Here is a 25,748-nt window from a genome sequence, read left to right as displayed (position 1 = left end):
TGCCTAAGCGTCCCCCGACTGGCACGCAATTATACCGCTGGTCGCGCGAGAGGGTATCGCGATGATCGTTGCGGCCAGTCTGGTACTGATTGTTCTCTTTTCCGTCGGCTTTCACCTCTTCAGCCCCTGGTGGTGGACCCCGATCGCCTCGAACTGGGGCTATATCGACACCACCCTCGTCATCACCTTCTGGATCACCGGCGCGGTCTTTGTCGCGGTGGTGCTGTTCATGGCGTGGTGCGTGTTCCGCTACCGCCACAAGCCGGGGCGCGTCGCGCATTACGAACCCGAGAGCCGCAAGCTCGAGATCTGGCTCACCGCGCTCACCGCGCTCGGGGTGGCGGCGATGCTGGCGCCGGGGCTGGTGGTGTGGAAGCGCTTCATCACCGTCCCCGACGACGCCACCGAGATCGAGGTGGTGGCGCAGCAGTGGTACTGGAGCTACCGCCTGCCCGGCGCCGACGGCCGGCTCGGCAGTTCGGGCACCGAATGGATCGATTTTGACAACCCGCTGGGCATCAACCCGCATGACCGCTTCGGCGCAGACGACGTGGTGATCGACAGCGGCGACCTGCATCTGCCGCTGGGCCAGCCGGTCAGGGTCAATCTGCGCTCGGTCGATGTGCTGCATGATTTCTACGTGCCCGAGTTCCGCGCCAAGATGGACATGGTGCCCGGCATGGTCACCTATTTCTGGTTCACCCCCACCCGCACCGGAGAGTTCGAGGTGCTCTGCGCCGAGCTTTGCGGCGTCGGGCACGGGGTCATGCGCGGCTACGTGTCGATCGACGAGCCGGAGGATTTCGACAGTTGGCTCGGCGAGCAGGTCACCTTCGCGGGGCTGCCCGCGGGCGGCGCGGTCCGGGTGGCGGAAACGGCGGAGGAAAGCGATCCATGAGCAGCGTCAGCGAAGACCCAGACAGCGGCATCCCGCCCGCCGAAGTTCCCGACCTTCCGCCGCCGCACGCGCATGGCTGGTGGTCGCGCTGGGTGTTCAGCCAGGACGCCAAATACATCGCGCTGCAATATTCCGGCACCGCGATCGCCATCGGCATGGTCGCGCTGGTCCTGTCATGGCTGATCCGGATGCAGCTCGGCTTTCCCGGCGTGTTCGATTTCATCTCGGCCGAGGCGTATTACCAGTTCATCACCATGCACGGCATGATCATGGTGGTCTACCTGCTCACCGCGATCTTCCTCGGCGGTTTCGGCAACTACCTGATCCCGTTGATGGTCGGCGCGCGGGACATGGTGTTTCCCTTCGTCAACATGCTGAGCTTCTGGATGTATTTCGCCGCCGTGGTGGTACTGGTGGCGAGCTTCTTCGCGCCGGGCGGACCCACCGGGGCGGGCTGGACGCTCTACCCGCCGCAGGCGATCCTGTCGGGCACGCCGGGCGGCACCGGCTGGGGCATCGTGCTGATGCTGGTCTCGCTGATCCTGTTCATCATCGGCTTCACCATGGGCGGTCTGAACTACGCCGTCACCGTGCTGCAGGCGCGCACGCGGGGCATGACGCTGATGCGCATGCCGCTCACCATCTGGGGCATCTTCACCGCCACGGTGATGGCCCTCCTGGCCTTTCCGGCGCTCTTCGTGGCGGCCGTGATGATGCTGTTCGACCGCCTCCTAGGCACGTCGTTCTTCATGCCGGCGCTGGTCGAGATGGGCCAGCAGCTGAGCTATGGCGGCGGCTCGCCGATCGTGTTCCAGCACCTGTTCTGGTTCTTCGGCCACCCGGAGGTCTACATCGTCGCCCTGCCGGCCTTCGGCATCGTGTCGGACCTGATCGCGGTGCATGCGCGCAAGAACATCTTCGGCTACCGGATGATGGTCTGGGCGATCGTCATCATCGGCGCGCTGTCCTTCATCGTCTGGGCGCACCACATGTACGTCTCGGGAATGCACCCCTATTTCGGCTTCTTCTTCGCCACCACGACGCTGATCATCGCGGTGCCCACCGCGCTCAAGGTCTACAACTGGATCCTGACGCTCTGGCGCGGCGACATCCACCTGACATTGCCGATGCTCTTCGCGCTCGGCTTCATCGTCACCTTCCTCAATGGCGGCCTCACCGGCCTCTTTCTCGGCAACGTGGTGGTCGACGTGCCGCTGTCGGACACGATGTTCGTGGTGGCGCATTTCCACATGGTGATGGGCGTCGCGCCGATCATGGTGATCTTCGGCGCGATCTATCACTGGTTCCCGCTGATCTCGGGGCGGATGCTGTCGCACCGGCTCGGGCTGATCCATTTCTGGGTCACCTTCATCGGCGCCTATGCGATCTTCTTCCCGATGCATTACGTCGGCCTCGTCGGCGTGCCGCGCCGCTACCCGGACATCTCGGCGAGCTTCGTGCCCGACAGCGTCGCCACGCTCAACGCCTTCATTTCGGTGGCGGCGTTGACCGTCGGTGCGGCGCAGATCCTGTTCCTGTTCAACTTCGCCTGGAGCCTGCGCTACGGCCGCAAGGCCGAGCCGAACCCGTGGCGCGCCGCCTCGCTCGAATGGCAGACGCCCGAGATGCCGCCCCGCCATGGCAACTGGGGCAAGGAACTGCCCGTGGTCTATCGCTGGGCCTATGAGTACAGCGTGCCCGGCGCGAGCCGCGACTTCATCGCGCAGGACGATCCCGGCCATCCCGCCAGCTGGAGCCACGTGCCATGAGCATCGTGCTGGGCTTCGTCGCGCTGGTTGCCATCGTCGCGCTGACATGGCTGTGGAAGCAGGGCGTGGCGGATCGACCATGGCTCGAAACCGGCGCCGTCACCCGCATCCCCTCCCCCGGCGGGCAGCCCACCGGGCGCGCCGGGCTCGGCATCTTCCTGATCGTGGCGGGCGGGCTCTTCGCGCTGTCGGGCAGCGCGGTGAGCATGCGGATGGGCTATGCCGACTGGTTCGAGATGCGGCTCCCCGGCGTGGTCTGGATCGGGCTGGCGCTTTTGGTGCTGAGCAGCCTCGCGCTGCAGGCGGCCTCTTTCGCCGCGCGACGCGGTGACGCGCGCGGCCTCGCGCGCTGGCTCGGCGCAGGCACGGTCGCCATGGCCGGCTTTCTCATGGCGCAGGGCCTCGCCTGGGTGCGGCTGGCCGAGAGCGGGCAGAGCCTCGCCGCCACGCCGGGGGCGAGCTTCTTCTACCTGATCTCGGGGTTGCACGTGCTGCACGTGCTGGGCGGCCTGGCGGCGCTGGCGCGGGTGGCGGCGCGGCACGGCCGAGGACCTGCCGTGGCCGCGCCCGCCATCGGGCTTTGCGCTATCTACTGGCATTTCCTGCTGATCGTCTGGATCGCCATGCTGGCGATCCTCACCGGCTGGGCCGCCGACGCCGCCGCGCTGTGCCGCGCGATCCTGAGCTGAGGGAGACGAGCATGACCGACGCCACCGCTTCCGGACACCGCCATCGCCCCCGCCCCGACGGGCTCGAGGGGCTCGCCGCCGACTGGGCCTCCGACCAGCGCGCCTTCAAGAGCGCGTCCTGGGGCAAGGCGATGATGTGGATCTTTCTGCTCAGCGACACCTTCGTCTTCGCGATCTTCCTGATCTCCTACATGTCGGCCCGCAGCTCGACCGAGGCGGAATGGCCCAATGCCAGCGAGGTCTTCTCGCTGCATGTCGGCGGCGCCGACCTGCCGCTGGCGTTGATCGCGATCATGACCTTCGTGCTGATCTCGTCCTCGGGCACGATGGCGATGGCGGTGAACTGCGCCTATGCGCGCGACCGCAGGAAGACCGCCGCGCTGATGTACGCCACCGCGGCGCTCGGGGCGCTGTTCGTCGGCATGCAGGCCTTCGAATGGTCCAAGCTGATCCACGAGGGCGTCCGCCCCTGGGGCAACCCGTTCGGCGCCGAGCAGTTCGGCGCGGCCTTCTTCATGATCACCGGCTTTCACGGCACCCATGTCAGCTTCGGCGTGCTGTTCCTGCTGATCGTCGCGAACAAGGTCCGCAAGGGTGAGTTCGACAGCGGCCGCCGCACCTGGCTGTGCCGCGAAAAAGGCGACTACGAGGCGGTCGAGATCATGGGCCTCTACTGGCACTTCGTTGATCTCGTCTGGGTGTTCATCTTCGCATTCTTCTACCTGTGGTGAGGCCGACATGACCCAAGCTTCCGCACGACAGACCGCCCCCGCCACCGCGCATGAGGGGCAGGCGCATCCGATCCGGCTTTATCTGGTCTGCTGGGGCCTTCTGTTCGTGCTGTCGCTGGCCTCCTACATGGTCGATTACGCGCAGCTTCAGGGGCTGCTGCGCTGGGGCCTGATCCTGCTCTTCATGGCGCTCAAGGCCGGGCTGATCATCGCGGTCTTCATGCACATGGCCTGGGAGCGGCTGGCGCTGGTCTACGCGATCCTGCTGCCGCCGCTGGCCGCGATCGTGTTCATGGGGATCATGATCGCGGAATCGGGCTACACGCTCGAGGCGCGCGAAACGCATTTCTCGGCGCCCGAATAGCCCGGCGCCCCGTTTGCGGCGCCGCAACGGCACGTCCGGTTCCTCCGAAAAAATGTGAACGGCAACTCCCCGCCGGGCGTTGAGCGCCCAAACCGCGGCGCAGGACCCTGTCCGGCCCGCATGTCAAAGGGGGAAATGCCATGCCAGGCATGCGACCGCAGGAGCGGTTCTGGATCTTTCCGAAGGTCAATCGGCCGGTCTTCATCGTCTCGGCGGCCCTGATCGTCGCCTTCATCCTGTTCGGCGCGATCTTCGACGATCTCGCCAACACCGTCTTCACCGGCGTCCAGGGATGGCTCGCCGGTTATTTCGGCTGGGCGATGATCATCCTCATCAACCTGCTGCTGGTCTTCGTGGTCTTCATGGCCGTCGGACCCTTCGGCGACATACGGCTCGGCCGGATGGACGAAAGCCCGGAATACTCGCTGTTTTCTTGGACGGCGATGCTGTTCTCGGCGGGCATCGGCATCGGCCTGATCTACTGGGGCGTGGCCGAGCCGATGTATCACTACTTCGCCCCGCCGGGCGCCGAGCCCGAGACCGTGCGCGCGGCCCAGGAGGCGATGGCGATCAGCTTCATGCATTGGGGCTTCCACGCCTGGGCGATCTACGCGGTGGTGGCGCTGGCGCTGGCCTATTTCCACTTCCGCAAGGGGCTGCCGCTGGCGATCCGCTCGGCGCTCTACCCGCTGATCGGCGACCGCATCTACGGCCGCTGGGGCGATCTCGTCGACATCGTCGCGGTGTTCGGCACGATGTTCGGCATCGTCACCTCGCTGGGGCTGGGCGCCACGCAGGTCAATGCCGGCCTCGAAGAGCTGTTCGGCGTGCCCAACAACGTCGCGGTGCAGATCGCGATCATCGCCGCGATCACCGGCATGGCCACGCTTTCGGTGGTCGCGGGCCTCGATGGCGGCATCAAGCGGCTGTCCAACATCAACATCATCCTGACGCTGATTTTCCTCGCCTTCATGGTGATCGTCGGGCCGACGCTGTTCATCCTCGACAGCTTCGTCGACAATTACGGCTACTATCTCAGCCGCTTCATCCAGCTCGGCACCTGGAACGAGGGCTGGCAGGGCGGCAACGAGAACGCCAACTGGCAGGAAAGCTGGACCATCTTCTACTGGGCCTGGTGGGTCAGCTGGGCGCCCTTCGTCGGCGTCTTCGTGGCCCGCATCAGCCGCGGCCGCACCGTGCGCGAGTTCATGTTCGGGGTGATGCTGCTGCCCTGCTCGATCATGTTCTTCTGGTTCACCGCCTTCGGCGGCACCGCGATCTCGATCTCGCTCTCGGGCGATCCGGCGCTCGTCGAGGCAACGCGCGAGGACTACGCCAACACGATGTTCGTGCTGCTCGACTACTTCCCCTTCTCGGGCGTGACCTCGCTCTTCGCGACGATCCTGATCGTGCTGTGGTTCGTGACGTCGTCCGACTCCGGCAGCTTCGTGATCGACATGCTGACCGCCGGCGGCGACCCCAATCCGCCCAAGGTGCAGCGCATCTTCTGGGCCATCTCGGAGGGCGCCGTGGCCTCGGTGCTGCTGCTCGCCGGGGGTCTGGGCGCGCTGCAGGCAGCGGCGGTGATCGCGGGCTTTCCCTTCGCGGTGGTGCTCGGGCTGGTGGCCTTGGGGCTGGTGCGGGCGCTGCGCTGGGACGACCTGATGGTGCACCGCCACCGCCAGCGCTTCCGCAGCGATGCCGAGGCCGAGCACAACATGGGTACCGAGACGCATGACGCCTATGCCCAGCTCGACACTGCCGGGGCGCGCGTGTCGAACCGCGCGGCCGAGTGAACGACAGGTCCTCCCCGCGCCCGCGGGGAGGACCAGACACTCGTTGGTCTCGTCTGCCGGTCCCGATCGCCTGGGATCGAAGTCGCGACCGGCTGCATAGTGATTTCGACCAAGTCCGACTCCACGACATCCGCCCGGAACGGCGGCACCGGGCATCACATCGGCTTGGTCACACTCACCTCGGCTGGATACCTGCCCCGCCGCGGCCTAGCCTGCCCCGGCATGACGGAGGGAGCGGGCATGGACCGGCTGAGCTGTGACAGGATGTTCGCCGCCGTGGTCGAACAGGGAAGCTTCTCGGCCGCGGCGCAACGGCTTGGCACCAGCTCGGGCCAGGCTTCCAAGCTGGTCGCCCGGCTCGAGGCCGAGCTCGGCGCGCAACTGCTGCAGCGATCGACGCGGGCGCTGTCCCTGACCGAAGCCGGACGGGCCTATCATGAGCGGCTGCGCCCGCTGCTCGAGGCGTTCGACGCGCTGGATGCCGACATGCGCCGCACCGGACACGAGCCGCGTGGCTTGCTGCGGCTTACCGTTCCGCTCAGCTTCGGCACGGCGGTGCTCGCGCCGATGCTCGGCGATTTCGCCGCGCGCCATCCCGGCGTGGCGCTCGACGTCGCCTTCTCGGACCGGCTTGCCCATCTGGTCGAGGACGGCTTCGACATGGCGCTGCGGATCGGCCAGCCGCGTGACAGCGCGCTGATCGCCAAGCGGCTCTGCCCGATCCGGCTGGTGACCTGCGCGGCGCCGACCTACCTCGCGCTGCGCGGCCACCCCACACGGCCCGAGGATCTCGCAGGTCACGACTGCATCCTCGACGGCAATCTGGCCCAGCCCGGCACCTGGCCGCTGCGCGCCCCCGACGGCGCGCCCCGTCCCACCCAGGTGACCGGAAGGCTGGGCTTCGCCAATGCCGAGGCCTGCGCCATCGCCGCGCGCGCCGGGCTCGGCATCTGCTTCGGGCCGAGCTTCGTGACCGGCCCGATGATCCGGGCGGGGGAGCTGGTCCCGATCCTGACCGAATTCGAGGCCGAGCCGTTGGCTCTGCACGCCATCTACCCGCCCTCCCGTCACCTCGCAGCCAAGTCGCGCGCGCTGATCGACTTCCTCGCCGAGGCCTTCAGGGACGAGCCGGAATGGGACGAGGGCTGGCCGGGATAGCTTCCGATATGGAAGCAATCATCTTCTGTTTGGCCCCCTAATACATCGACGGGAATCGGCCCAGCTTGTGACCACGGCGCCGGCCCGGCCACATGCCGGGTCGCCGATCACCCGCGCCCAAGCACTGACGGAGGAGCCTGACATGGCCACCAGCGATGCCCCCACCGAGATCGACCGCGTGCGTCTCGTCACCCGCGATCTGGACCGCCTGCGGGGATTCTACACCGCCGCGCTCGGCCTGTCCGAGCTGGCTGCGGACCGCGAGAGCGCGACGCTCGGCGTCGATGGCAAGCCCTTGCTGGAGCTGCGCCGTGACACCGCCGCACGGCCACGCGATCCCCGCGCCGCGGGTCTCTTCCACACCGCCTTCCTGCTGCCATCGCGCGCCGCGCTGGGAAGCTGGCTGCGGCATGCTGCCGATACCGGCCTGCAGCTTCAGGGCGCCTCCGACCATATCGTCAGCGAGGCGATCTACCTTGCCGATCCCGAGGGCAACGGCATCGAGGTCTATGCTGACCGGCCGCGATCGGCCTGGCACCGCGACGCGCGCGGGATCACCATGACCACGGAGCCGCTGGACGGGCCCGACCTGCTCGCCGCCGCCGACGGCCCATGGCGGGATGCGCCCGAAGGGACGGTGATCGGCCATGTTCACCTGCAGGTCGGCGACGTATCGACGGCCGAGGCCTTCTACGCCGAGAACCTCGGCTTCGAGGTGACCTACCGCATCCCGAAGGCGTCGTTCTACGGCTCGGGCGGCTATCATCACCACCTCGCAACCAACACCTGGAACAGCCATGGCGCGGGACCCCGGCAGCCCGGCAGCACCGGCCTCGACGGGGTGGTGCTGCGCAGCGAGACGGAGGCCGCGCGGATCGCCACCGATCCCTGGGGCACCTCGATCGAGATCGAGCGCAAGCAGAGCTGACCGGCGCCACGCAGGCAAACGAGGCGCCCCCGGCGCCGCGCGCATGTCCCCGAACCGGCGGGCCCGGCGCCGCTCCTCGCAGGCAGGGGTGACGACCGGGTTCGGCCTGTTTCCGCCCATGGAACGTAACCCACGCAAGATCTGAAAAAATTTTGGATTTCGCGCTAGGGTGTCCCGGCGCGATTTCCCGATTGCGGCCAACTGGCTGAAAGAGGACACCGACATGCCCGATCCGCGACGCACGCCGCTGCACGCGCTGCACCTCGAACTGGGGGCAAAGATGGTCTCCTTCGCCGGCTACGAGCTGCCGGTGCAATACCCGATGGGCGTGATGCAGGAACACCAGCACACGCGCGCCCATGCCGGCCTGTTCGATGTGAGCCATATGGGCCAGGTCGTGATCCGGGGCGATGGCTATGCCGACGCGGCGCGGGCGCTCGAAGCGCTGATCCCGGCGGATATCCTAGGGCTGACGGAGAACCGGCAGCGTTACGGCCTGCTCACCTCCGATGAGGGCGGCATTCTCGACGACCTGATGCTGGCTAACCGGGGCGATCACCTGTTCCTCGTCGTCAATGCCGCGCGCAAGGCCGACGATCTCGCGCATTTGCGCGCGCGGATGGACGGCGTCGAGATCACCGAGATCCCCGACCGCGCGCTGCTCGCCCTGCAGGGGCCCGCGGCCGAAAAGGTGCTGGCGCCCCTTGCGCCCGAGGTCGCCGGGATGCGGTTCATGGATGTGGCCTCGCTGCGGATCGACGGGGTCGACTGCTGGGTGTCGCGCTCGGGCTATACCGGCGAGGACGGCTTCGAACTCTCGGTCCCGGCGGACCAGTCGGAAGAGCTGGCGCGAAAGCTGCTGGCGCATGAGGAGGTGGCCCCGATCGGGCTGGGCGCGCGCGACAGCCTGCGGCTCGAGGCCGGGCTTTGTCTCCATGGCCACGACATCGACGAGGACACGACCCCCGTGGAGGCCGATCTCGGCTGGTCGATTCAAAAGCTGCGGCGGCAGGGTGGCGCGCGCGAGGGCGGCTTTCCCGGGGCAGAGACCATCCTGTCGCAGCTCGCCGAGGGCCCGCCTCGCAAACGCGTCGGCCTGCGCCCCGAGGGCCGCGCGCCGATGCGCGAAGGGGTGACGCTCTTTGCCGATGCCGAAGCGGAAACGCCGACGGGCCGGATCACCTCCGGCGGCTTCGGCCCGACCGTCGGCGGCCCGGTGGCGATGGGTTACCTGCCCGTCGAACTGGCCACGCCGGGCACCACCGTCCATGGCGAACTGCGCGGCAAACGCCTGCCGCTCACGGTCACCGCCCTGCCCTTCACCCCCGCGAATTTCAAACGCTGACCCAAAGGGAGACTTCGATGAAATACACCCAAGAGCACGAATGGCTGCGCCCCGAGGGCGACATCGTCACCGTGGGCATCACCCAGCACGCCACCACCCAGCTCGGCGACATCGTCTTCGTCGAACTGCCCGAGGTCGGCGCCACGGTTTCCAAGGGCGACGAGATCGTGGTGATCGAGAGCGTCAAGGCCGCCTCCGAGATCATGGCGCCGATCGACGGCGAGATCGTCGAGGTCAACGAAGAGCTCGCCGCGAACCCGGCCCTCGCCAACCAGGACGCCACTGGCGCGGGATGGTTCTTCAAGATCCGGCCTTCCGACCCGTCCCAGATGGACGATTGCATGGACGAAGCCGCCTATACCGCCCTGATCGGCTGAGCCCCGGGAGCCCGCGATGACCTTCACCCCGACCGATTACCTCCCCTACGACTTCGCCAACCGGCGCCATATCGGCCCCTCTCCGGCGGAGATGGCGCAGATGCTGGAAATCGTCGGGGCCGAGAGCCTCGAGGCGCTGATCGACGACACGCTCCCCGCCAAGATCCGGCAGGCCAAGCCGCTCGATTTCGGCAAGCCGCTGTCGGAGAGCGAGCTTCTGCACCGCATGAAGGTCACCGCGGGCAAGAACAGGGTGCTCACCTCGCTGATCGGACAGGGCTATCACGGCACGGTCACCCCGCCGGCGATCCAGCGCAACATCCTCGAAAACCCGGCTTGGTACACCGCCTACACGCCCTACCAGCCCGAGATCAGCCAGGGCCGGCTGGAGGCGCTGCTGAACTTCCAGACCATGGTGTCGGACCTGACCGGACTCGAGATCGCCAACGCCTCGCTGCTCGACGAGGCGACCGCCTGCGCCGAGGCGATGACCATGGCGCAGCGGGTCGCGAAATCGAAGGCGCGCGGCTTCTTCGTCGACGAGAACTGCCACCCGCAGAACATCGCCGTGATGAAGACCCGCGCCGCCCCGCTGGGGATCGAGATCATCGTCGGCGACCCGGACGCGTTCGACCCCGAGGCGGTGTTCGGCGCGATCTTCCAGTATCCCGGCACCCATGGCCGGCTGCGCGACGTCACGCCCCAGATGGAGCGGCTGCACGCCCGTGCGGCGATCGGCATCGTCGCCGCCGATCCGCTGGCGCTGACCCTGCTCAAGGAGCCGGGCGCGATGGGCGCCGACATCGCGGTGGGCAGCACCCAGCGCTTCGGCGTGCCGGTGGGTTACGGCGGCCCGCACGCCGCCTACATGGCGACCCGGCAGGCCTATACCCGGGCCATGCCCGGCCGCATCGTCGGCGTCTCGATCGACAGCCATGGCAACCGCGCCTACCGGCTGGCGTTGCAGACCCGCGAGCAGCATATCCGCCGCGAGAAGGCGACCTCCAACGTCTGCACGGCGCAGGCGCTGCTGGCGGTGATGGCGGGCTTCTATGCGGTCTTTCACGGGCCACAGGGCCTCAAGGCGATCGCCCAGCGGATCCACCGCAAGACGGTGCGCCTCGCCGAGGGGCTGCGCGAGGCGGGCTTCGAGGTAGAGCCCGAGAGCTTCTTCGACACGATCACCGTCGAAGTCGGCGCGCTGCAGTCGGCGGTGCTCAAATCCGCGGTGGACGAGGGCATCAACCTGCGCCGCGTCGGCAGTTCCCGGATCGGCATCGCGCTCGACGAGCGGACCCGCCCGGCCACCATCGAGGCGGTCTGGCGGGCCTTCGGCATCGAGCGCGAGGACACGGATTTCACGCCGCGCTACAGGCTGCCCGAGGCGCTGTTGCGCCAGTCCGACTACCTCACCCACCCGGTCTTTCACATGAACCGGGCCGAGACAGAGATGATGCGCTACATGCGGCGCCTGTCGGATCGCGACCTCGCCCTCGACCGGGCGATGATTCCGCTCGGCTCCTGCACCATGAAGCTCAACTCCGCGGCCGAGATGATGCCGGTGACGTGGGACGAGTTCGCGCTGGTGCACCCCTACGCGCCGCGCGACCAGGCGGCGGGCTACATGGAGATGATCGAGGATCTCTCGGCCAAGCTGTGCGAGGTGACCGGCTATGACGCGATCTCGATGCAGCCCAACTCCGGCGCGCAGGGCGAATATGCCGGGCTGTTGACCATCGCCGGTTATCACCGCGCGCAAGGCCAGGGGCACCGCGACATCTGCCTGATCCCGATGTCGGCGCATGGCACCAACCCGGCCACGGCGCAGATGGTCGGCTGGCAGGTGGTGCCGGTCAAGACGGCCACGAATGGCGACATCGACCTCGACGACTTCCGCGCCAAGTCCGAACAGCATGCCGACAGGCTCGCCGCCTGCATGATCACCTACCCCTCGACCCATGGCGTGTTCGAGGAGACCGTGACCGAGGTCTGCCGGATCACCCACGAGCAGGGCGGGCAGGTCTATATCGACGGCGCCAACATGAACGCCATGGTCGGCCTGTCGCGGCCCGGCGATCTGGGCGGCGACGTCAGCCATCTCAACCTGCACAAGACCTTCTGCATCCCGCATGGCGGCGGCGGTCCCGGCATGGGGCCGATCGGCGTCAAGCGCCACCTCGTCGACCACCTGCCCGGCGATCCGGTCGGCGGCGAGGGCGCGGTCTCGGCGGCACCCTTCGGCTCGCCCTCCCTGCTGCCGATCTCATGGGCCTACTGCCTGATGATGGGCGGCGCCGGGCTGACCCAGGCGACCCGGGTCGCGATCCTCAACGCCAACTACATCGCCCGGCGGCTCGAAGGCGCGTTCGAGGTGCTCTACAAGGGCCCATCGGGCCGGGTCGCGCATGAATGCATCATCGACACCCGCCCCTTCGCCAAGAGCGCCGACGTCACCGTCGACGACATCGCCAAGCGGCTGGTCGATTGCGGCTTTCACGCCCCGACCATGAGCTGGCCGGTGGCCGGCACGCTGATGATCGAGCCGACCGAGTCCGAGACCAAGGCCGAGCTCGACCGCTTCTGCGACGCGATGCTGGCGATCCGCGCCGAAATCGCCGAGATCGAGGCCGGGCGCGCCGACCGGGCCAACAACCCGCTCAAGAACGCGCCGCACACGATGGAGGATCTGGTCCGCGACTGGGACCGGCCCTATTCGCGCGAGACCGGTTGTTTCCCGCCCGGCGCCTTCAGGGTCGACAAGTACTGGCCCCCGGTGAACCGGGTCGACAACGCCTGGGGCGACCGCAATCTGAGCTGCACCTGCCCGCCGATGAGCGATTACGGCGACGCCACCTGACGGGGCACGACCCGCCACGGTCGGTCGCCATCTCCCTCGAACGCCGCTCTCGAGCCGCCATCGCGGCTGAGCGACAACCCGTCGTCAGGACTGGCCGGTCAGCAGCTGCTCGCGCAGGCTGAGATGGCTCGGTGGGGGGCTGTCGAACTGCAGCCCGCCCTCGAGATGGCGCAGGTGCCGGTCCATCAGCCCGCGCAGCCGGTCGGTATCCCCCGCCTCCAGCGCGTCGACGATCTCGCCATGCTCCTCGTCGCCGCACAGCACCCGCCCCTTGGTGCCGTAGAGCCCGAGGATCAGGGTCGAGCGCATCGTCAGCTCGGACAGGAACCGCTCCAGCACCTTGTTGCCCGCGATCTCGGCCAGCCGCATGTGGAACTGCCGCGACAGCCGCAGCTCGCGCGGTTTGTCGTGTTGCTCGCGCGCCTCGCGCTCTTCGCGGATAGCTCGACGCAGAAAGGCGATGTCCTCGGGGGTGGCCTTGCCGCTGGCATGCCGGGCAACGGTGTCCTCGATCGTGCGCCGCGCCTGGAACACGTCACGCGCCTCCTCGGGCGAGGGCGTGGCGACGAAGGCGCCGCGGTTGGGGCGCAGCTCCACCACCGCCTGCGCCGCCAGCGCCGCAAAGGCGCGCCGGACATTGGCGCGGTTGCAGCCGAACAGATCGCTCAGCGCCTGCTCGCCGAGCTTGGTCCCCGCGGGCAGCCGCTGCTCGGCGATGGCGTCGAGCACGGAGGTGACGATCTGGTCTTCGGGTGCGCTGTTCATCCGCCGGATCTAAAGTTTTTGCCTTTTGCAAACAAGCGCGAGGCGCCTTGGCGCGGCTTTGGCTGCAAGATTTTGTTGACTGAATAACATCTATTGTTAACAATCTTGGAAAACAATAGGTGCCCCATGCAGATTCTGGTCGTAAATCCCAACTCCACCGCGTCGATGACCGACAAGATCCTGACCTCGGCCCGCGCCGTGGCGGGCGCCGGGGTCACGATCCACGGCGCCACCGCCAAGGGCGGCCCCGCCAGCATCGAGGGGCATCACGACGAGGCGATGTCGGTGCCCGGCCTGCTGGCCGAGATCCGCGCGCACGAGGCGCGCGGCATCGACGGGGTTGTCGTCGCCTGCTTCGACGATCCCGGCATCGGTGCCTGCCGCGAGGTGGCTTCCGGCCCGGTGCTCGGCATCTGCGAGGCGGCGGTGAAGGCGGCGAGCATGATCGCCACCTCCTTCAGCGTCGTGACCACGCTGCCGCGCTCGGTGCCGGTGATCGAGCGGCTGGTGCATGGCTACGGCCTGTCGCACCAGTGCCGCCGCGTCCGCTCCGCCGAGATCCCGGTGCTGGCGCTGGAGGAGGCCGGCTCGAACGCCCGTGCCCGGATCCGCGACGAGATCCTGCGCGCCGTCGAGGAGGATCGCTGCGAGGCGGTGGTTCTGGGCTGCGCCGGCATGTCGGATCTCGCCCGTTCGCTCAGCGAGGAGACCGGCATTCCGGTGATCGACGGCGTCACCGTCGCCACGCGGATGATCGAGGCGCTGGTCGGCGCCGGCCTCGCCACCAGCAAGGTCAATGCCTACGCGACACCGATCGCCAAATAGTCATATATTCAAGGGAGGGGAAAGATGACGATGCAAGCAGAACTGGAGGGCGTGGCGGGAGGCGCACCCCTCGCCGACGACCGGATCGATCAGGGCGGCAAGGGCCTCGGGGAGGAGAGCCTCGCGCCGCAGCAGACCCGGATCATGGGCAGCTGGTCCTATCTCTTCGCCTGGCTGGGGGGCTGCGTCTCGATCGGCACCTTCACCATCGGCTCGGGGCTGGTGGGCACGCTGAACCTGCTGCAGACCGTCGTGGCGATCGCCATCGGCTGCACGGTGATCGGCCTCGCGTTGATGATCAACGGCATGGCCGGGCATCGCTACGGCATCCCCTTCATGGTGCAGGCCCGCTCGGCCTTCGGCTTCACCGGCACCCGCATTCCCGCCCTCGTCCGCTCGGTGCCCGCGATCGTCTGGTACGGCTTCCAGAGCTGGATCGGTGCCGGCGCGCTCAACCTCGTCTCGGCGACGCTGTTCGGCTACGACAACATGGTGCTGTTCTTCGTGGGCTTCCAGTTCCTGCAGATCGGCCTGTCGGTGCTGGGCTTCCACGGCATCAAGTGGCTCGAGAACATCGGCTCGGTCTTCATCATCGGATCGCTGATCTACATGTTCTTCAGCGTGATCGGCAAATATGGCGACGAGATCTCGGCCAACCTGATCAACGTCGAGGGCACCTGGGGCGCGCCCTTCTGGTCGGCGACGATGCTGTTTTTGGGCATCTACTCGACCATGATGCTCAACGTCTCGGACTATGCGCGCGAACTCAAGCGCGATGTCGGCCCGTTCCGGCAAGTCGCGATCTACGCCAACTCGATCCTGCCCGCGACGCTGTTCATGGGAATGATCGGCCTGATGGTTTCGGGCGCCACTGGCGAGGTCGACCCGATCAAGGTCTTCTCCAGCGCGGTCGACAACAAGCCGCTCCTGGTCATCACCCTGCTGTTCATTGCCTTCGCCCAGGTGACGACCAACATTCTCAACAACGTGGTGCCCCCGGCCTACGCGCTGATGGACGTCTTCAAGATCAACTTCAGGACCTCCGCCGTCATCGTCGGCCTGCTGGCCTTCGCCACCTTCCCCTGGGAGCTGGTCAAGGACGAGAGCGCCGACGGGCTGGGGCTGTTCATCCGCACCTACAGCGCCTTCCTCGGGCCGATCTTCGCGATCCTGGTGGTCGACTACTTCGTGCTGCGCCGCCAGGAGCTCGATCTCGGCAAGCTCTACGACGAGGCCGGGCCCTATGCGGGTACCAACTGGGCCGCCGTCATCGCGATGGCCATCGGCGTGGTCGCGGCGCTGATCTTCTCGAGCGTTTCCTGGTACGCCAGTCTTCTGCCCGCCGGGATCGCCTACTGGTTGCTGATGCGGCACCTGCCGGCCGCGCAGCGCTTCATGGACCGCTGAGACTTGCGGCGCGGCCCGCCCGGGCCGCGCATGACCGGACCGGCCCGCCAGAGGGTCGGCCGCCATCTCAACAGGGAAATTCCGATGATCGACACAGATCTGCGCCGCGCGCCCGATGCCGGGCTGCACAACGCCGACCTCGCGCCGCTGCCCTCAGACAAGCGCGGCTGGGGCGCCTTCGAAATCTTCAACGTCTGGAACAACGACATCCAGAGCCTGTTCGGCTACACCCTCGCCGCCTCGCTGTTCCTGTCCTACGGGCTGAACGGCTGGGCGGTGTTCGCCGCCATCGTGATCGCCGGCGCGATCGTGATGTGGCTGGTCAACCTCACCGGCCGGCCGAGCGTGCGCTACGGCGTGCCCTACCCGGTCATCGCCCGCGCCGCGATGGGGGTGCAGGGCGCCAAGTTCCCGGCGCTGGTGCGCGGCGTCGTCGCGATCTTCTGGTACGGGGTGCAGACCTACTTCGCCTCGACCGCCGTGGCGCTGCTGCTGAACGCGCTGCTCGGGCTCGAGGGCGGGGCGGAGTTCCTCGGCATGACCGCCGTGGGCTGGCTCAGCTACCTGATCGTCTGCGTCTTCCAGGTGGCGCTGTTCATGAAGGGCATCGACTGGATCGGCCGCTTCCTGAACTGGGCCGGACCCTTCGTCTACGTGGTGATGATCGCGCTGATGCTGGTGATCTGGGCCAAGGCCGGCAACGCCATATTCCCGGCGCTCGGCTCGATCTTCGAAGGGCGCGCCGAGGTCGTCGGGCCGGGGCCGGTGATGGCCTTCCTCGCGGTGATCGGCACGATGATCGCCTACTTCGCCGCCGTGGTGATCAACTTCGGCGACTTCTCCCGCTTCGTGAAGAGCGAGAGCGCGATGAAGCGCGGCAATTTCTGGGGCCTGCCGGTCTCGATCGCGGTGTTCTCCTTCATCGCGCTGTTCGTCACCGCCGGCACGGTGGTGCTGTTCGGCGAGGCGCTGACCAACCCCGCCGAGATCGTCGAGCGGGTCGACAACCTCGCGCTCACAGTGATCGCCGCCATCACCTTCTTTGCGGCGACCGTCGGCATCAACCTAGTGGCCAACTTCATCCCGCCGGCCTACGACATCGCCAACCTCGCGCCGGAGCGGATCAGCGCCAAGGCGGGCGGCGTGATCACCGCGCTGATCGCCTTCTTCATCGGCGCGCTCTGGGTCAGCCTGATCTCGAAGATCGGCATCACCGGCTTCGTCGACACGCTGGGCGCGCTGCTGGCACCGCTCTACGGCATCCTCGTCGTCGACTACTACCTCGTGCAGCGCGGCGAGCTGTCGGTGGACGACCTGTTCAGCAACGACCCCTCGGGACGCTATTACTACGATGCGGGCTGGAACCGGGACGCGATCATCGCCTTTGCGGTGGCGGCGGTGTTCTCGACCGGCACGGTCTGGCTGCCGGCGCTGGCGCAGCTCTCGGGCTTCGGCTGGATCTTCGGCGCGGCCCTGGGCGGGGTGCTGCACCTCGCGCTGTCGCGCCGCCGCGCGCCGCAGCCCCGCGCCACCTGAGCGCATCCGGGCCAATAAGAAGGGCGGCGGGATGACCGCCGCCCTTTCGCCATTCATCGGAAGCTTTCAACGCCTGCCGCGCAAGCCAATCGCCCGGCTAGGGCCGCAGGGCCATGCGCAGTGCCAGGTCGATCATCCGGTTCGAAAAGCCCCACTCGTTGTCGTACCAGCCCAGGATGCGGGTCATGTCGGGGCCGTGCAGCGTCTCGGGCCCGGCCAGCACCAGCGATTCCGGCCGCGCCCGCAGATCGGTCGAGGCCAGCGGCCGATCGGTCCAGCCCATCACCTCGGAGGCCGCCACGCCGGCGCGCAGCCTCGTATCGACATCGCGCCGGTCGCGCAGGCGCACGGTGAGATCCACCGCCGAGACGCTGGCCACCGGCACCCGCAGCGCCGCCCCGGTAATGCGCCCGGCGAGCTGCGGCAGCACCGTGTCGGTGAGCCGCATCGCGCTCGATGTGGTCGGCACCATCGACAGCGCCGCCGCCCGGCTGCGCGCCGGATCGCCGCGCGGCGCGTCGACCGTCGGCTGCGCCCCGGTATAGCAGTGGATCGTCGTCATGTGGCCGCTCTCGACGCCAAATAGATCGTCGAGCAGCCGGAGCAGCGGCGCCAGCGCGTTGGTCGTGCAGGAGCCGCAGGACAGGATGCGCTGATCGGCGAGAACCGCTTCGTTGGCGCCGAGCACCACGGTCGCCTCGGCGGCGTCGGACGGCCCTGAGATCAGCACCCGCCGCGCCCCCGCCGCGAGCCCGCGTGCCGCCACCGCCGGATCATTGGCGTGACCCGTGCATTCGAGCAGCACGTCGACGCCCGCCAGATCGAGCCGCGACAGGTCTGTCTCGCGATGAAACGGGATCGCCCGCCCATCAACCGCGAGCACCTCCTCACCCGCCTCGACCCGGCCCGGAAACGGCCCGAACACGCTGTCGAACTCGAACAGATAGGCGCAGGTGTCGAGCGGCGCGATGTCGTTGATGCAGGCGATCTCGATGCCGTCCGCCTGCCGCTGCGTGCTCAGCAGCCGCAGGATGGTGCGGCCGATCCGGCCAAAGCCGTTGATGGCGACGCGCAGGGCCATGGCTCAGAAGTCGACGTCGATGGCGACGCCCCTCTCCACCGCGAGATCGACCACCGCGGCCGCCACGGCGAGGTCCTGCAGCCCGACGCCGGTGCCGTCGAACAGCGTGATCTCCTCGGCCGAGGTGCGGCCGCCGTGGCGGCCGTTGATCACCGCGCCCAGCTCGGTGATCTCGTCCGCGCGAAGGCTCCCTCCGGCGACCGCGTGCTGCGCCTCGCCGATGCTGATCGATTGCGCGACCTCGTCGGTGAAGACACGCGCCCGCGCCAGCAGCGCTGCCTCGATCTCCTGCTTGCCGCGCGTGTCGGTGCCCATGCAGGCCAGATGCGTGCCCGGCCTGACCTGATCGGCCCGCAGGATCGCGTCGAAGCTCGAGGTGATGGTGACGATGACATCCGCCTGCGCGCCCAGATCGTCGAGGCTGACGCTCTCGAAGGGCAGGCCCAGCTCCGCCGCCACCGCCGCGAGCCGGTCGAGCTTCGCGGGGCTGCGGTTCCACGCCACCACGCGCGCGAAATCGCGCTGCGCCGCGACCGCGCGCAGCTGGAACGCGGCCTGGTGGCCGGCACCGACGATGCCGAGCACGCGCGCGTCTGGGCGCGCCAGATGCGCCACCGAGACGGCGGCGGCGGCGGCGGTGCGCAACGCGGTCAGCAGGTTGCCCCCGACCACGGCGCGGCATCTGCCGGTGTCGGCGTCGAACAGGAACACGGTCGATTGGTGATTGGTCAGGCCCTTCTCGGCATTGCCCGGCCAGTAGCCACCGGATTTCAGCCCGAGGTTCAACGCGGCGCGGTCGAAGCCCGACTTGAAGCCGTAGAGCGCGTCGGCATGGCCGATCGCCTCGCGGATGACCGGGAAATTGCTGGCCGATTTCGCGGCCATGGAGGCGAATACCTTCTCGACCGCATCGAAGCTCGCTTCCGGGGTGATGAGATCGGCGATAACCGCTTCGGGCACGATGATCATGAAATGCGTCCTGTCGTTTGTCCGGGCCGGAGGCGCGGGCGCCTCCGGCGATCTGCTTGCCGAAGCTCAGTAGGCCTTGCCGCGGGCCGAGACCGGCCAGAGCGTCTCGACCTTGCCGCCGCGCACGCCGACATACCAATCGTGCACGTTGCAGGTCGGGTCGCAATGGCCCGGCACCAGCCGCAGCTTCTCGTTGATCGCGAGCACGCCCTTCGGGTCGGCCACGACGCCATGCTCGTCCGAGCATTTGACGTACTCGACATCCGCGCGCCCGAAGATGACCGGCAAACCGCTATCGACCGATTGCGCCTTGAGACCCCCATCGACGATTGCCTTGTCCGCCTTGGCATGGCTCATCACCGAGGTCAGGATGAACAGCGCGTTCTCCCATTCGCCCTGGTCGATACGCTTGCCGTTCTTGTCGTGGATGCGGCCGTAATCGGCATCCATGAAGGCGTAGGAGCCGCATTGCAGCTCGTTGTAGAGGCCCGAATTGCTCTCGAAGTAATAGCTGCCGGTGCCGCCGCCCGAGACGAATTCGGGCTTCAGCCCCACTTCGGTCAGCGCGTCGACGGCGTCGCGCACCTGGGCGATCGCGGCGTCGAGCTTGGCCTTGCGCTCGGCATAGCTGTCGAGATGCTGCATCGCGCCCTGATAGGCCTGGATGCCGGCGAAGTTCAGCCCCGGCGCGGCGGCGATCGCGCGCGCGATCTCGACCACCGCCGGGGTCGTCGTCACGCCGCAACGCCCGGCGCCGCAGTCGATCTCGACGAAGCAGTGGAGGGTGGTGCCGTGCTTCTCGGCCGCCGTCGACAGCTCGGCCACGTTGGCCACGTCGTCGACGCAGACGGTGATTTTCGATCCGAATTTCGGCAGCCGGGCCAGCCGGTCGATCTTGGCCGGATCGCGCACCTGGTTCGAGACCAGCACGTCCTCGATGCCGCCGCGCACGAAAACCTCGGCCTCCGACACCTTCTGGCAGCAGACCCCGACCGCGCCGCCGAGGCTCTCCTGCAGCTTCTGCACGTCGACCGACTTGTGCATCTTGCCATGGCTGCGGTGGCGCATGCCATGCGCGCGGGCATAGTCGCCCATCTTCCTGATGTTGCGCTCCAGCGCGTCGAGATCGAGGATCAGGCAGGGCGTCTGGATCTCGCTCTCGTCCATGCCCGGCACGGCGGGCACATCGAAGCCGACATCGAGCTCGTCAAGGTTCAGGTCTTTCATGGCGTGGCCTTTCATTTCTGCATCCAGGGCAGCTTGCCGAGATCGACATTGCCGCCGGTGATGACGACGCCCACGCGCTTTCCCGCGAAGACGTCCGGATTCTTCAGGATGGTGGCGAGCGGCACCGCGCTCGACGGCTCCATCACGATCTTCATGCGCTTCCAGATCAGCTCCATCGCATCGACGATCTCCTGCTCGGAAGCGGTGAGGATGTCGGTCACGTGGCGCGACACGAAGTGCCAGGTCAGATCCTTGAGCGGCACCTTCAGCCCGTCGGCCACGGTCTCGGGCGCGTCGTCGGCGATGATGTGACCGGCGCGGAAGCTGCGCGCCGCATCATCGGCCTGCTCGGGCTCGGCGGCGTAGATTTTCACCTCGGGCGCAATCCGCGACAGGGTCAGGCAGGTGCCCGAGATCATGCCGCCGCCGCCGATCGGCGCGACCACGCAATCGAGGCCGCCGCCCCTTTCCTGCATCTGCTCCATTAGCTCGCACGCGCAGGTCCCCTGCCCCGCGATCACCCGCGGATCGTTGTAGGGATGCACGAAGTCGGCGCCGGTCTCCTGCTGGACGCGGGCGAAGTATTCCTCGCGCGAGGAGGTCGAAGGCTCGCATTCGGTGATGATGCCGCCATAGCCGCGCACCGCGTCCTTCTTGGCCTGCGGCGCGGTGCGCGGCATGACCACGTGGCACGGGATGCCGCGCCGCCCGGCCGCGTAGCTGAGCGACAGCGCGTGGTTGCCCGAGCTGTGCGTCGCCACCCCGCGCGCCGCCTGCGCGTCCGACAGGCCGAAGACCGCGTTCGACGCGCCGCGCACCTTGAAGGCCCCGGCCTTCTGGAAGTTCTCGCATTTGAAGAACAGCTCGCAGCCGGAAAGATCGTTCAGGTAGGACGAGGTCAGCACCGGGGTGCGGTGGACATGCGGGCGGATACGCTCATGCGCCGCGATCACGTCGTCAAAGGTCGGGATGTGCATCTCGCTATGGTCCTTCATCACGCCGCCGCCTCGGTCTGCCGGGCCGCGCCATGGCGGTAATATTCCTGCGCCGCCGCGACGCCCGAGCCGAGCCGGACCGGCAGGCCGAGATCGACCATCACCATCTCCGCCACGCCGAGGCCCGACAGCATCATCGCATCGGTGAGCGACCCGAGATGCCCGATCCGGAACACCTTGCCCGCAACCTCGCCCAGCCCGACGCCGAAAGCCATGCCGTAACGTTCGGCCGCGACTGTGACGATCCGGGTCGCGTCGAAGCCCTCGGGCACCCGCACCGCCGTCACCGTGTCGGAATAGAGATCGGGCGACACCGCGCAGGGTCGCAGCCCCCAGGCCGCCACCGCCCGGCGCACGCCCTCGGCGATCCGGTGGTGACGGGCATAGACCTCCTCCAGCCCCTCTCCGAGCAGCATGTCGAGCGACAGCTTCAGCCCGTTCATCAAGCCGACCGGCGGCGTATAGGGATAGCCGTTATTGGCGTAGCCCCGCGCCATGTCGCGCAGGTCGAAGAAGGTGCGCGGCAGCCCGGCGGTCTCGACCGCCGACATGGCCTTGCCGGAGAAGCCGACGATGGCGAGACCCGCGGGCAGCATGAAGCCCTTCTGGCTGCCGGTCACGGCGACATCGACGCCCCATTCGTCGAACCGGAAATCCATCGAGGCGATCGAGCTGACCCCGTCGACGAAAAGCAGCGCCGGATGCTTGGCCGCGTCGAGCGCGCGGCGCAGCGCCGCGATGTCGGAGCGCACCCCGGTCGCGGTCTCGTTATGCGTGGCGAGCACCGCCTTGATCCGTTGGCCGCCATCGGCGCGCAGGATCGCCTCGTAGCGGTCGGCGGGGATGCCCTCGCCCCAGCCGGCCTCGACCACCGTGACGTCGAGCCCATGGCGCTGGCACATGTCGATCCAGCGATGGCTGAACATCCCGTTGCGCGCCGCCAGCACGCCGTCGCCCGGCGAGAGCGTGTTGGTCAGCGCCGTCTCCCAGCCGCCGGTGCCGGTGGAGGGAAAGATGAAGATCTGCGCGCTCTCCGACTTCAGCACGCGGCGGACCCCGTCGAGGCAGGGGTGCAGGATCTTTCCGAAGACCGGCGAGCGATGGTCGATCGTCGGCATGTCACAGGCCTGGCGCAGCACCTCGGGCATGTTGGTCGGGCCTGGAATGAAGACCGGGTTCTGAAAGCTCATCCTATCCTCCATGGGAGTATCTGGAGACAGGTTAGGACGCGGATCGGCGCCGGTATATATTTTTGAAATCGTTTTTCTTTTTCTTTTTAATCGGAAAATATACGCCATATCAGTGACTTGAATTTTTCATGCCGCGACGCCCTGTTTCCACCTTTCCGGTGATGACTTTCTGCATCCCGTTGAAGATCGCCCGCTGGCGCGGATGACGCGCCGCCAGCCATCCGGCTTCGACACCGCGCGGCGGCCCGAACTTGTCGCAAGGCGTAACCGGAGCCGCGGCCTGCGACGTGCCGCGACAGGAGGGCTCTCGCCCCGCACCGAAACGCATGACATGTTGGGCACCGACAGCCGCGCGGCGACCGCGCCCCGACCAAAGGATGACCCGAGCATGACCACCGCGACCCCCGCCGCGACGGCCCGCGCCCGCGCGACCGGCGCATTGGCGGGCGCATGACCCGCGCCGGGGCGTTCCTGCGCTACGCGCTGCGCCGCCACCCGGTGGTCATCGCGCTGCTGGCCGTAGCGCTGGTGGCGCTGGGGATGCTGCTGGCCGGGCTGATCTCGGACGCGCTGCAGATGCTCGGCCCCGTCGCGCATGACCGCCCGCTCGAGCCGTGGATGTCGCCGCGCCTCGTCGGTCATGCCTGGGGCCTGCCCAAGCCGGTGGTGCTCGAACTCATGGGCATCGACCCCGACACCCCGCCCCATGCCGGGCCGCGCACGCTGGCCGAGGTGATGGCGCGCGAGGGGCTGACGCTCGCCGAGCTGCAGTACCGGGTCGCGGCCGCCGCCGCATTGCTGCGGGAGAACCGGCCATGACCGAGATGCTGCTGGCGCTGGTGCCGACCTACGGGCTCTGGCTGATCCTCGTCGCGGTGGCGCTGTCCTGCCTCGCGCTGCCGGTCCCGGCCTCGATCCTGGTGATGACCGGCGGCGGTTTCGCGGCGGCGGGCGACCTGACGCTGTGGCAGCTGCTGCTCGCGGTGTTGGCGGGTCAGGTGATCGGCGACCAGGCGGCCTATCACCTCGCCCGGCTCGGCGGCGCGCCGGTGATCGCCCGGCTCGGGCGCGGCCGCGCCGGGCCGGTGATCGGCCGCGCCGAGGCGCTGATCGACCGGCGCGGCCTCTGGGCGGTGCTGCTCAGCCGGACGCTGCTCAGCCCGCTCGGCCCCTATGTCGCCTATCTGTGCGGCGCGCTCGGGCTGCGCTGGGGACGCTACAGCGCGGTGGCGCTGACCGGCGGGGCGATCTGGGCCACCGGCTATGCCGGGCTCGGCTACGTCTTCGCCCATCGCATCACCGAGATCGCGGCGCTGATCGGCAACGCGCTGGGGCTGATCCTCGCCGTCGCCGCCGTGGCGGGCCTGGGCGGCTGGCTGCTCCGCGCCTGGCGGGCACAGGCCGGGCGGGTCAGCGCCGAGCTGGCCTGACCCCCGCCCTTTCGCCTCAGACGAAGCGGTTGACGTAGTTCTCCAGCCGCTCCTGCCGGCCCGAGCGCGGCGCGGGGTTGATGTTCTCGCGCAGCACCCGCTCCGAGATTGCGGCGAGGTCGCCATCGAGCATCGCCTTGGCCTCGGCCCCGTCCCAGCCGGCATAGCGCTCCGCCAGCGCCGCCTCGAGACCGCCATCCTCGATCATCGCCGCCGCCGCCTTGAAGCCGCGGGCGCAGACATCCATGCCGCCGACATGGGCGGCGATCAGATCCTCGGGGCCGATCGACTGCCGGCGCAGCTTGGCGTCGAAATTGGTGCCGCCTTTCCCGAAGCCGCCCGCCCGGATCACCTGGTAATAGGCCAGCGCCGTCTCTGGCACGTTGTTGGGGAACTGGTCGGTGTCCCAGCCCGACTGGTAGTCGTTGCGGTTCATGTCGATCGAGCCGAGCATCCCCTCGCTCGCCGCCACCGCCAGCTCGTGCTCGAAGCTGTGACCGGCGAGGATCGCGTGCCCCTGCTCGAGATTGAGCTTCACCTCGCCCTCCAGCCCGTATTTGCGCAGGAAACCTATGCAGGTCGCGGCGTCGAAATCATACTGATGCTTGGACGGCTCCTGCGGCTTGGGCTCGACCAAGATCTGGCCCTCGAAGCCGATCTTGTGCTTGTAGTCGACCACCATGGCGAGGAAGCGCCCCATCTGGTCGAGCTCGCGGCCCATATCGGTGTTGAGCAGCGTCTCGTAGCCCTCGCGCCCGCCCCACAGCACGTAGTTCTCGCCGCCCAGCTTGTGGGTGGCGTCGAGGCAGGATTTCACCGTCGCGGCAGCGAAGGCGAAGACCTCCGGATCGGGGTTGGTCGCGGCCCCGGCCATCCAGCGGGCATGGCTGAACATGTTGGCGGTGCCCCACAGGCAGCGGGTGCGCGAGGCGGCCATCTTGTCGCCGATATAGTCGGTGATCTCGTTCAACGTGGCGAGGTTGTCGGCGAAATTGCCCATGTCGGGGCGCAGGTCGACATCGTGCCAGCAGAAGAACGGGACGTTCAGGATCTCGAACATCTCGAAGGCGACATCGGCTTTGAGCCGGGCGTTGGCCATGTTGTCCTGCGGATGCCAGGGCCGTTCGAAGGTGCGGCCGCCGAAGGGATCGCCGCCCTCCCACGCAAAGCTGTGCCACCACGCCACGCCGAAACGCAGATGCTCCTCCATCCGCTTGCCCATGACGATCTCGTCGGGGTCGTAATGGCGAAAGGCCAGCGGGTCGTCGGACCCGGCGCCCTGGAACCGGACGGGATCGATGCCGTCGAAAAAACCGGTGCTCATGATGTCGTCTCGTCTGTTGGCGGGCCGGACCGGCCCGGATGGCGGGAGCATGTCGCCCGCCCGCGCGATTGTCACGCCCGGCAACCG

General features: G+C 68.0%; 23 protein-coding genes. 16 read left to right on the top strand and 7 right to left on the bottom strand.

Annotation, left to right across the window (positions count from 1 at the left end):
• Positions 1-61: 61 nt before the first annotated feature.
• The 11 genes from FHS00_RS07715 to gcvP all read left to right on the top strand — a co-directional run bounded on the left by FHS00_RS07715 (position 62) and on the right by gcvP (position 12,912).
• The gene (locus tag FHS00_RS07715) at positions 62-898 is read left to right on the top strand and encodes a cytochrome c oxidase subunit II (RefSeq protein WP_183471513.1); all 837 of its coding nucleotides are present in this window, start codon (positions 62-64) and stop codon (positions 896-898) included.
• On the top strand, positions 895-2,667 hold the full coding sequence (locus FHS00_RS07710; protein ID WP_183471511.1) for a cbb3-type cytochrome c oxidase subunit I: 1,773 nt from the start codon (positions 895-897) through the stop codon (positions 2,665-2,667). Before FHS00_RS07715 ends, FHS00_RS07710 begins: the two co-directional genes overlap by 4 nt.
• Complete coding sequence (locus FHS00_RS07705; protein ID WP_183471509.1) at positions 2,664-3,356, top strand: cytochrome c oxidase subunit 3; 693 nt, start codon at positions 2,664-2,666, stop codon at positions 3,354-3,356. The genes FHS00_RS07710 and FHS00_RS07705 overlap by 4 nt, the downstream gene beginning before the upstream one ends.
• An 11-nt stretch (positions 3,357-3,367) precedes the next feature.
• A complete protein-coding gene (locus FHS00_RS07700; protein WP_183471507.1) occupies positions 3,368-4,087 on the top strand; it encodes a heme-copper oxidase subunit III family protein in 720 nt (239 codons plus the stop codon).
• 7 nt (positions 4,088-4,094) lie between these two features.
• Positions 4,095-4,451, top strand: coding sequence for a cytochrome C oxidase subunit IV family protein (locus tag FHS00_RS07695; RefSeq protein WP_183471505.1), 357 nt, complete (start codon positions 4,095-4,097; stop codon positions 4,449-4,451).
• Between the two features lie 140 nt (positions 4,452-4,591).
• The gene (locus FHS00_RS07690; RefSeq protein ID WP_183471503.1) at positions 4,592-6,247 is read left to right on the top strand and encodes a BCCT family transporter; all 1,656 of its coding nucleotides are present in this window, start codon (positions 4,592-4,594) and stop codon (positions 6,245-6,247) included.
• A gap of 240 nt (positions 6,248-6,487) precedes the next feature.
• Positions 6,488-7,405 carry a LysR family transcriptional regulator gene (locus FHS00_RS07685; protein ID WP_183471501.1) on the top strand — a complete coding sequence of 306 codons (918 nt, stop codon included), beginning with the start codon at positions 6,488-6,490 and terminating at the stop codon, positions 7,403-7,405.
• A 142-nt stretch (positions 7,406-7,547) separates the two neighbouring features.
• Positions 7,548-8,333: a VOC family protein gene (locus FHS00_RS07680; protein ID WP_183471499.1), complete on the top strand. Its 786-nt coding sequence runs from the start codon at positions 7,548-7,550 to the stop codon at positions 8,331-8,333.
• A gap of 223 nt (positions 8,334-8,556) precedes the next feature.
• Positions 8,557-9,678 (top strand): glycine cleavage system aminomethyltransferase GcvT, encoded by a 1,122-nt coding sequence (gene gcvT / locus FHS00_RS07675; protein WP_183471497.1) that lies wholly within the window; start codon positions 8,557-8,559, stop codon positions 9,676-9,678.
• 17 nt (positions 9,679-9,695) lie between these two features.
• Positions 9,696-10,055 (top strand): glycine cleavage system protein GcvH, encoded by a 360-nt coding sequence (gene gcvH, locus FHS00_RS07670; protein ID WP_183471495.1) that lies wholly within the window; start codon positions 9,696-9,698, stop codon positions 10,053-10,055.
• 16 nt (positions 10,056-10,071) lie between these two features.
• A complete protein-coding gene (gene gcvP / locus FHS00_RS07665; RefSeq protein ID WP_183471493.1) occupies positions 10,072-12,912 on the top strand; it encodes an aminomethyl-transferring glycine dehydrogenase in 2,841 nt (946 codons plus the stop codon).
• Positions 12,913-12,996: 84 nt separating this feature from the next.
• Here the strand turns inward: gcvP and FHS00_RS07660 are convergent, their stop codons facing one another.
• Positions 12,997-13,677: a GntR family transcriptional regulator gene (locus FHS00_RS07660; RefSeq protein ID WP_183471491.1), complete on the bottom strand. Its 681-nt coding sequence runs from the start codon at positions 13,675-13,677 to the stop codon at positions 12,997-12,999.
• Positions 13,678-13,803: 126 nt separating this feature from the next.
• Here FHS00_RS07660 and FHS00_RS07655 point away from each other — a divergent pair, with 126 nt between their 5' ends.
• The 3 genes from FHS00_RS07655 to FHS00_RS07645 all read left to right on the top strand — a co-directional run bounded on the left by FHS00_RS07655 (position 13,804) and on the right by FHS00_RS07645 (position 17,445).
• Entirely contained in the window at positions 13,804-14,502 is a 699-nt protein-coding gene (locus FHS00_RS07655; protein ID WP_183471489.1) for an aspartate/glutamate racemase family protein, read from the top strand.
• A gap of 24 nt (positions 14,503-14,526) precedes the next feature.
• Positions 14,527-15,909 carry an NCS1 family transporter gene (locus tag FHS00_RS07650; protein WP_246391172.1) on the top strand — a complete coding sequence of 461 codons (1,383 nt, stop codon included), beginning with the start codon at positions 14,527-14,529 and terminating at the stop codon, positions 15,907-15,909.
• Between the two features lie 84 nt (positions 15,910-15,993).
• The gene (locus FHS00_RS07645; protein WP_183471487.1) at positions 15,994-17,445 is read left to right on the top strand and encodes an NCS1 family nucleobase:cation symporter-1; all 1,452 of its coding nucleotides are present in this window, start codon (positions 15,994-15,996) and stop codon (positions 17,443-17,445) included.
• A 97-nt stretch (positions 17,446-17,542) separates the two neighbouring features.
• Here FHS00_RS07645 and FHS00_RS07640 read toward each other — a convergent pair whose 3' ends face one another.
• From FHS00_RS07640 to bhcA, 5 genes are all read right to left on the bottom strand, one after another.
• Positions 17,543-18,526: a type I glyceraldehyde-3-phosphate dehydrogenase gene (locus FHS00_RS07640; protein WP_183471485.1), complete on the bottom strand. Its 984-nt coding sequence runs from the start codon at positions 18,524-18,526 to the stop codon at positions 17,543-17,545.
• Positions 18,527-18,529: 3 nt separating this feature from the next.
• A complete protein-coding gene (gene bhcD, locus FHS00_RS07635) occupies positions 18,530-19,495 on the bottom strand; it encodes an iminosuccinate reductase BhcD (protein ID WP_183471483.1) in 966 nt (321 codons plus the stop codon).
• A gap of 66 nt (positions 19,496-19,561) precedes the next feature.
• Positions 19,562-20,722, bottom strand: coding sequence for a 3-hydroxy-D-aspartate aldolase BhcC (bhcC, locus tag FHS00_RS07630; protein WP_183471481.1), 1,161 nt, complete (start codon positions 20,720-20,722; stop codon positions 19,562-19,564).
• A gap of 11 nt (positions 20,723-20,733) precedes the next feature.
• Entirely contained in the window at positions 20,734-21,717 is a 984-nt protein-coding gene (gene bhcB / locus FHS00_RS07625) for a beta-hydroxyaspartate dehydratase BhcB (RefSeq protein WP_183471479.1), read from the bottom strand.
• Positions 21,717-22,907 carry an L-aspartate--glyoxylate aminotransferase BhcA gene (gene bhcA / locus FHS00_RS07620; RefSeq protein WP_183471477.1) on the bottom strand — a complete coding sequence of 397 codons (1,191 nt, stop codon included), beginning with the start codon at positions 22,905-22,907 and terminating at the stop codon, positions 21,717-21,719. The genes bhcB and bhcA overlap by 1 nt, the downstream gene beginning before the upstream one ends.
• 450 nt (positions 22,908-23,357) lie before the next feature.
• Between bhcA and FHS00_RS07615 the strand changes: the two genes are divergently transcribed.
• Positions 23,358-23,726, top strand: coding sequence for a hypothetical protein (locus FHS00_RS07615; RefSeq protein WP_183471475.1), 369 nt, complete (start codon positions 23,358-23,360; stop codon positions 23,724-23,726).
• On the top strand, positions 23,723-24,337 hold the full coding sequence (locus FHS00_RS07610) for a DedA family protein (protein WP_183471473.1): 615 nt from the start codon (positions 23,723-23,725) through the stop codon (positions 24,335-24,337). The genes FHS00_RS07615 and FHS00_RS07610 overlap by 4 nt, the downstream gene beginning before the upstream one ends.
• A gap of 16 nt (positions 24,338-24,353) precedes the next feature.
• Here FHS00_RS07610 and xylA read toward each other — a convergent pair whose 3' ends face one another.
• Positions 24,354-25,661, bottom strand: coding sequence for a xylose isomerase (gene xylA / locus FHS00_RS07605; RefSeq protein ID WP_183471471.1), 1,308 nt, complete (start codon positions 25,659-25,661; stop codon positions 24,354-24,356).
• Positions 25,662-25,748 lie beyond the last annotated feature (87 nt).

Origin of the sequence: Limimaricola variabilis (assembly GCF_014195545.1) — a bacterium.
Classification (GTDB): domain Bacteria; phylum Pseudomonadota; class Alphaproteobacteria; order Rhodobacterales; family Rhodobacteraceae; genus Limimaricola; species Limimaricola variabilis.
This window is presented reverse-complemented; position numbering and strand designations above follow the sequence as displayed.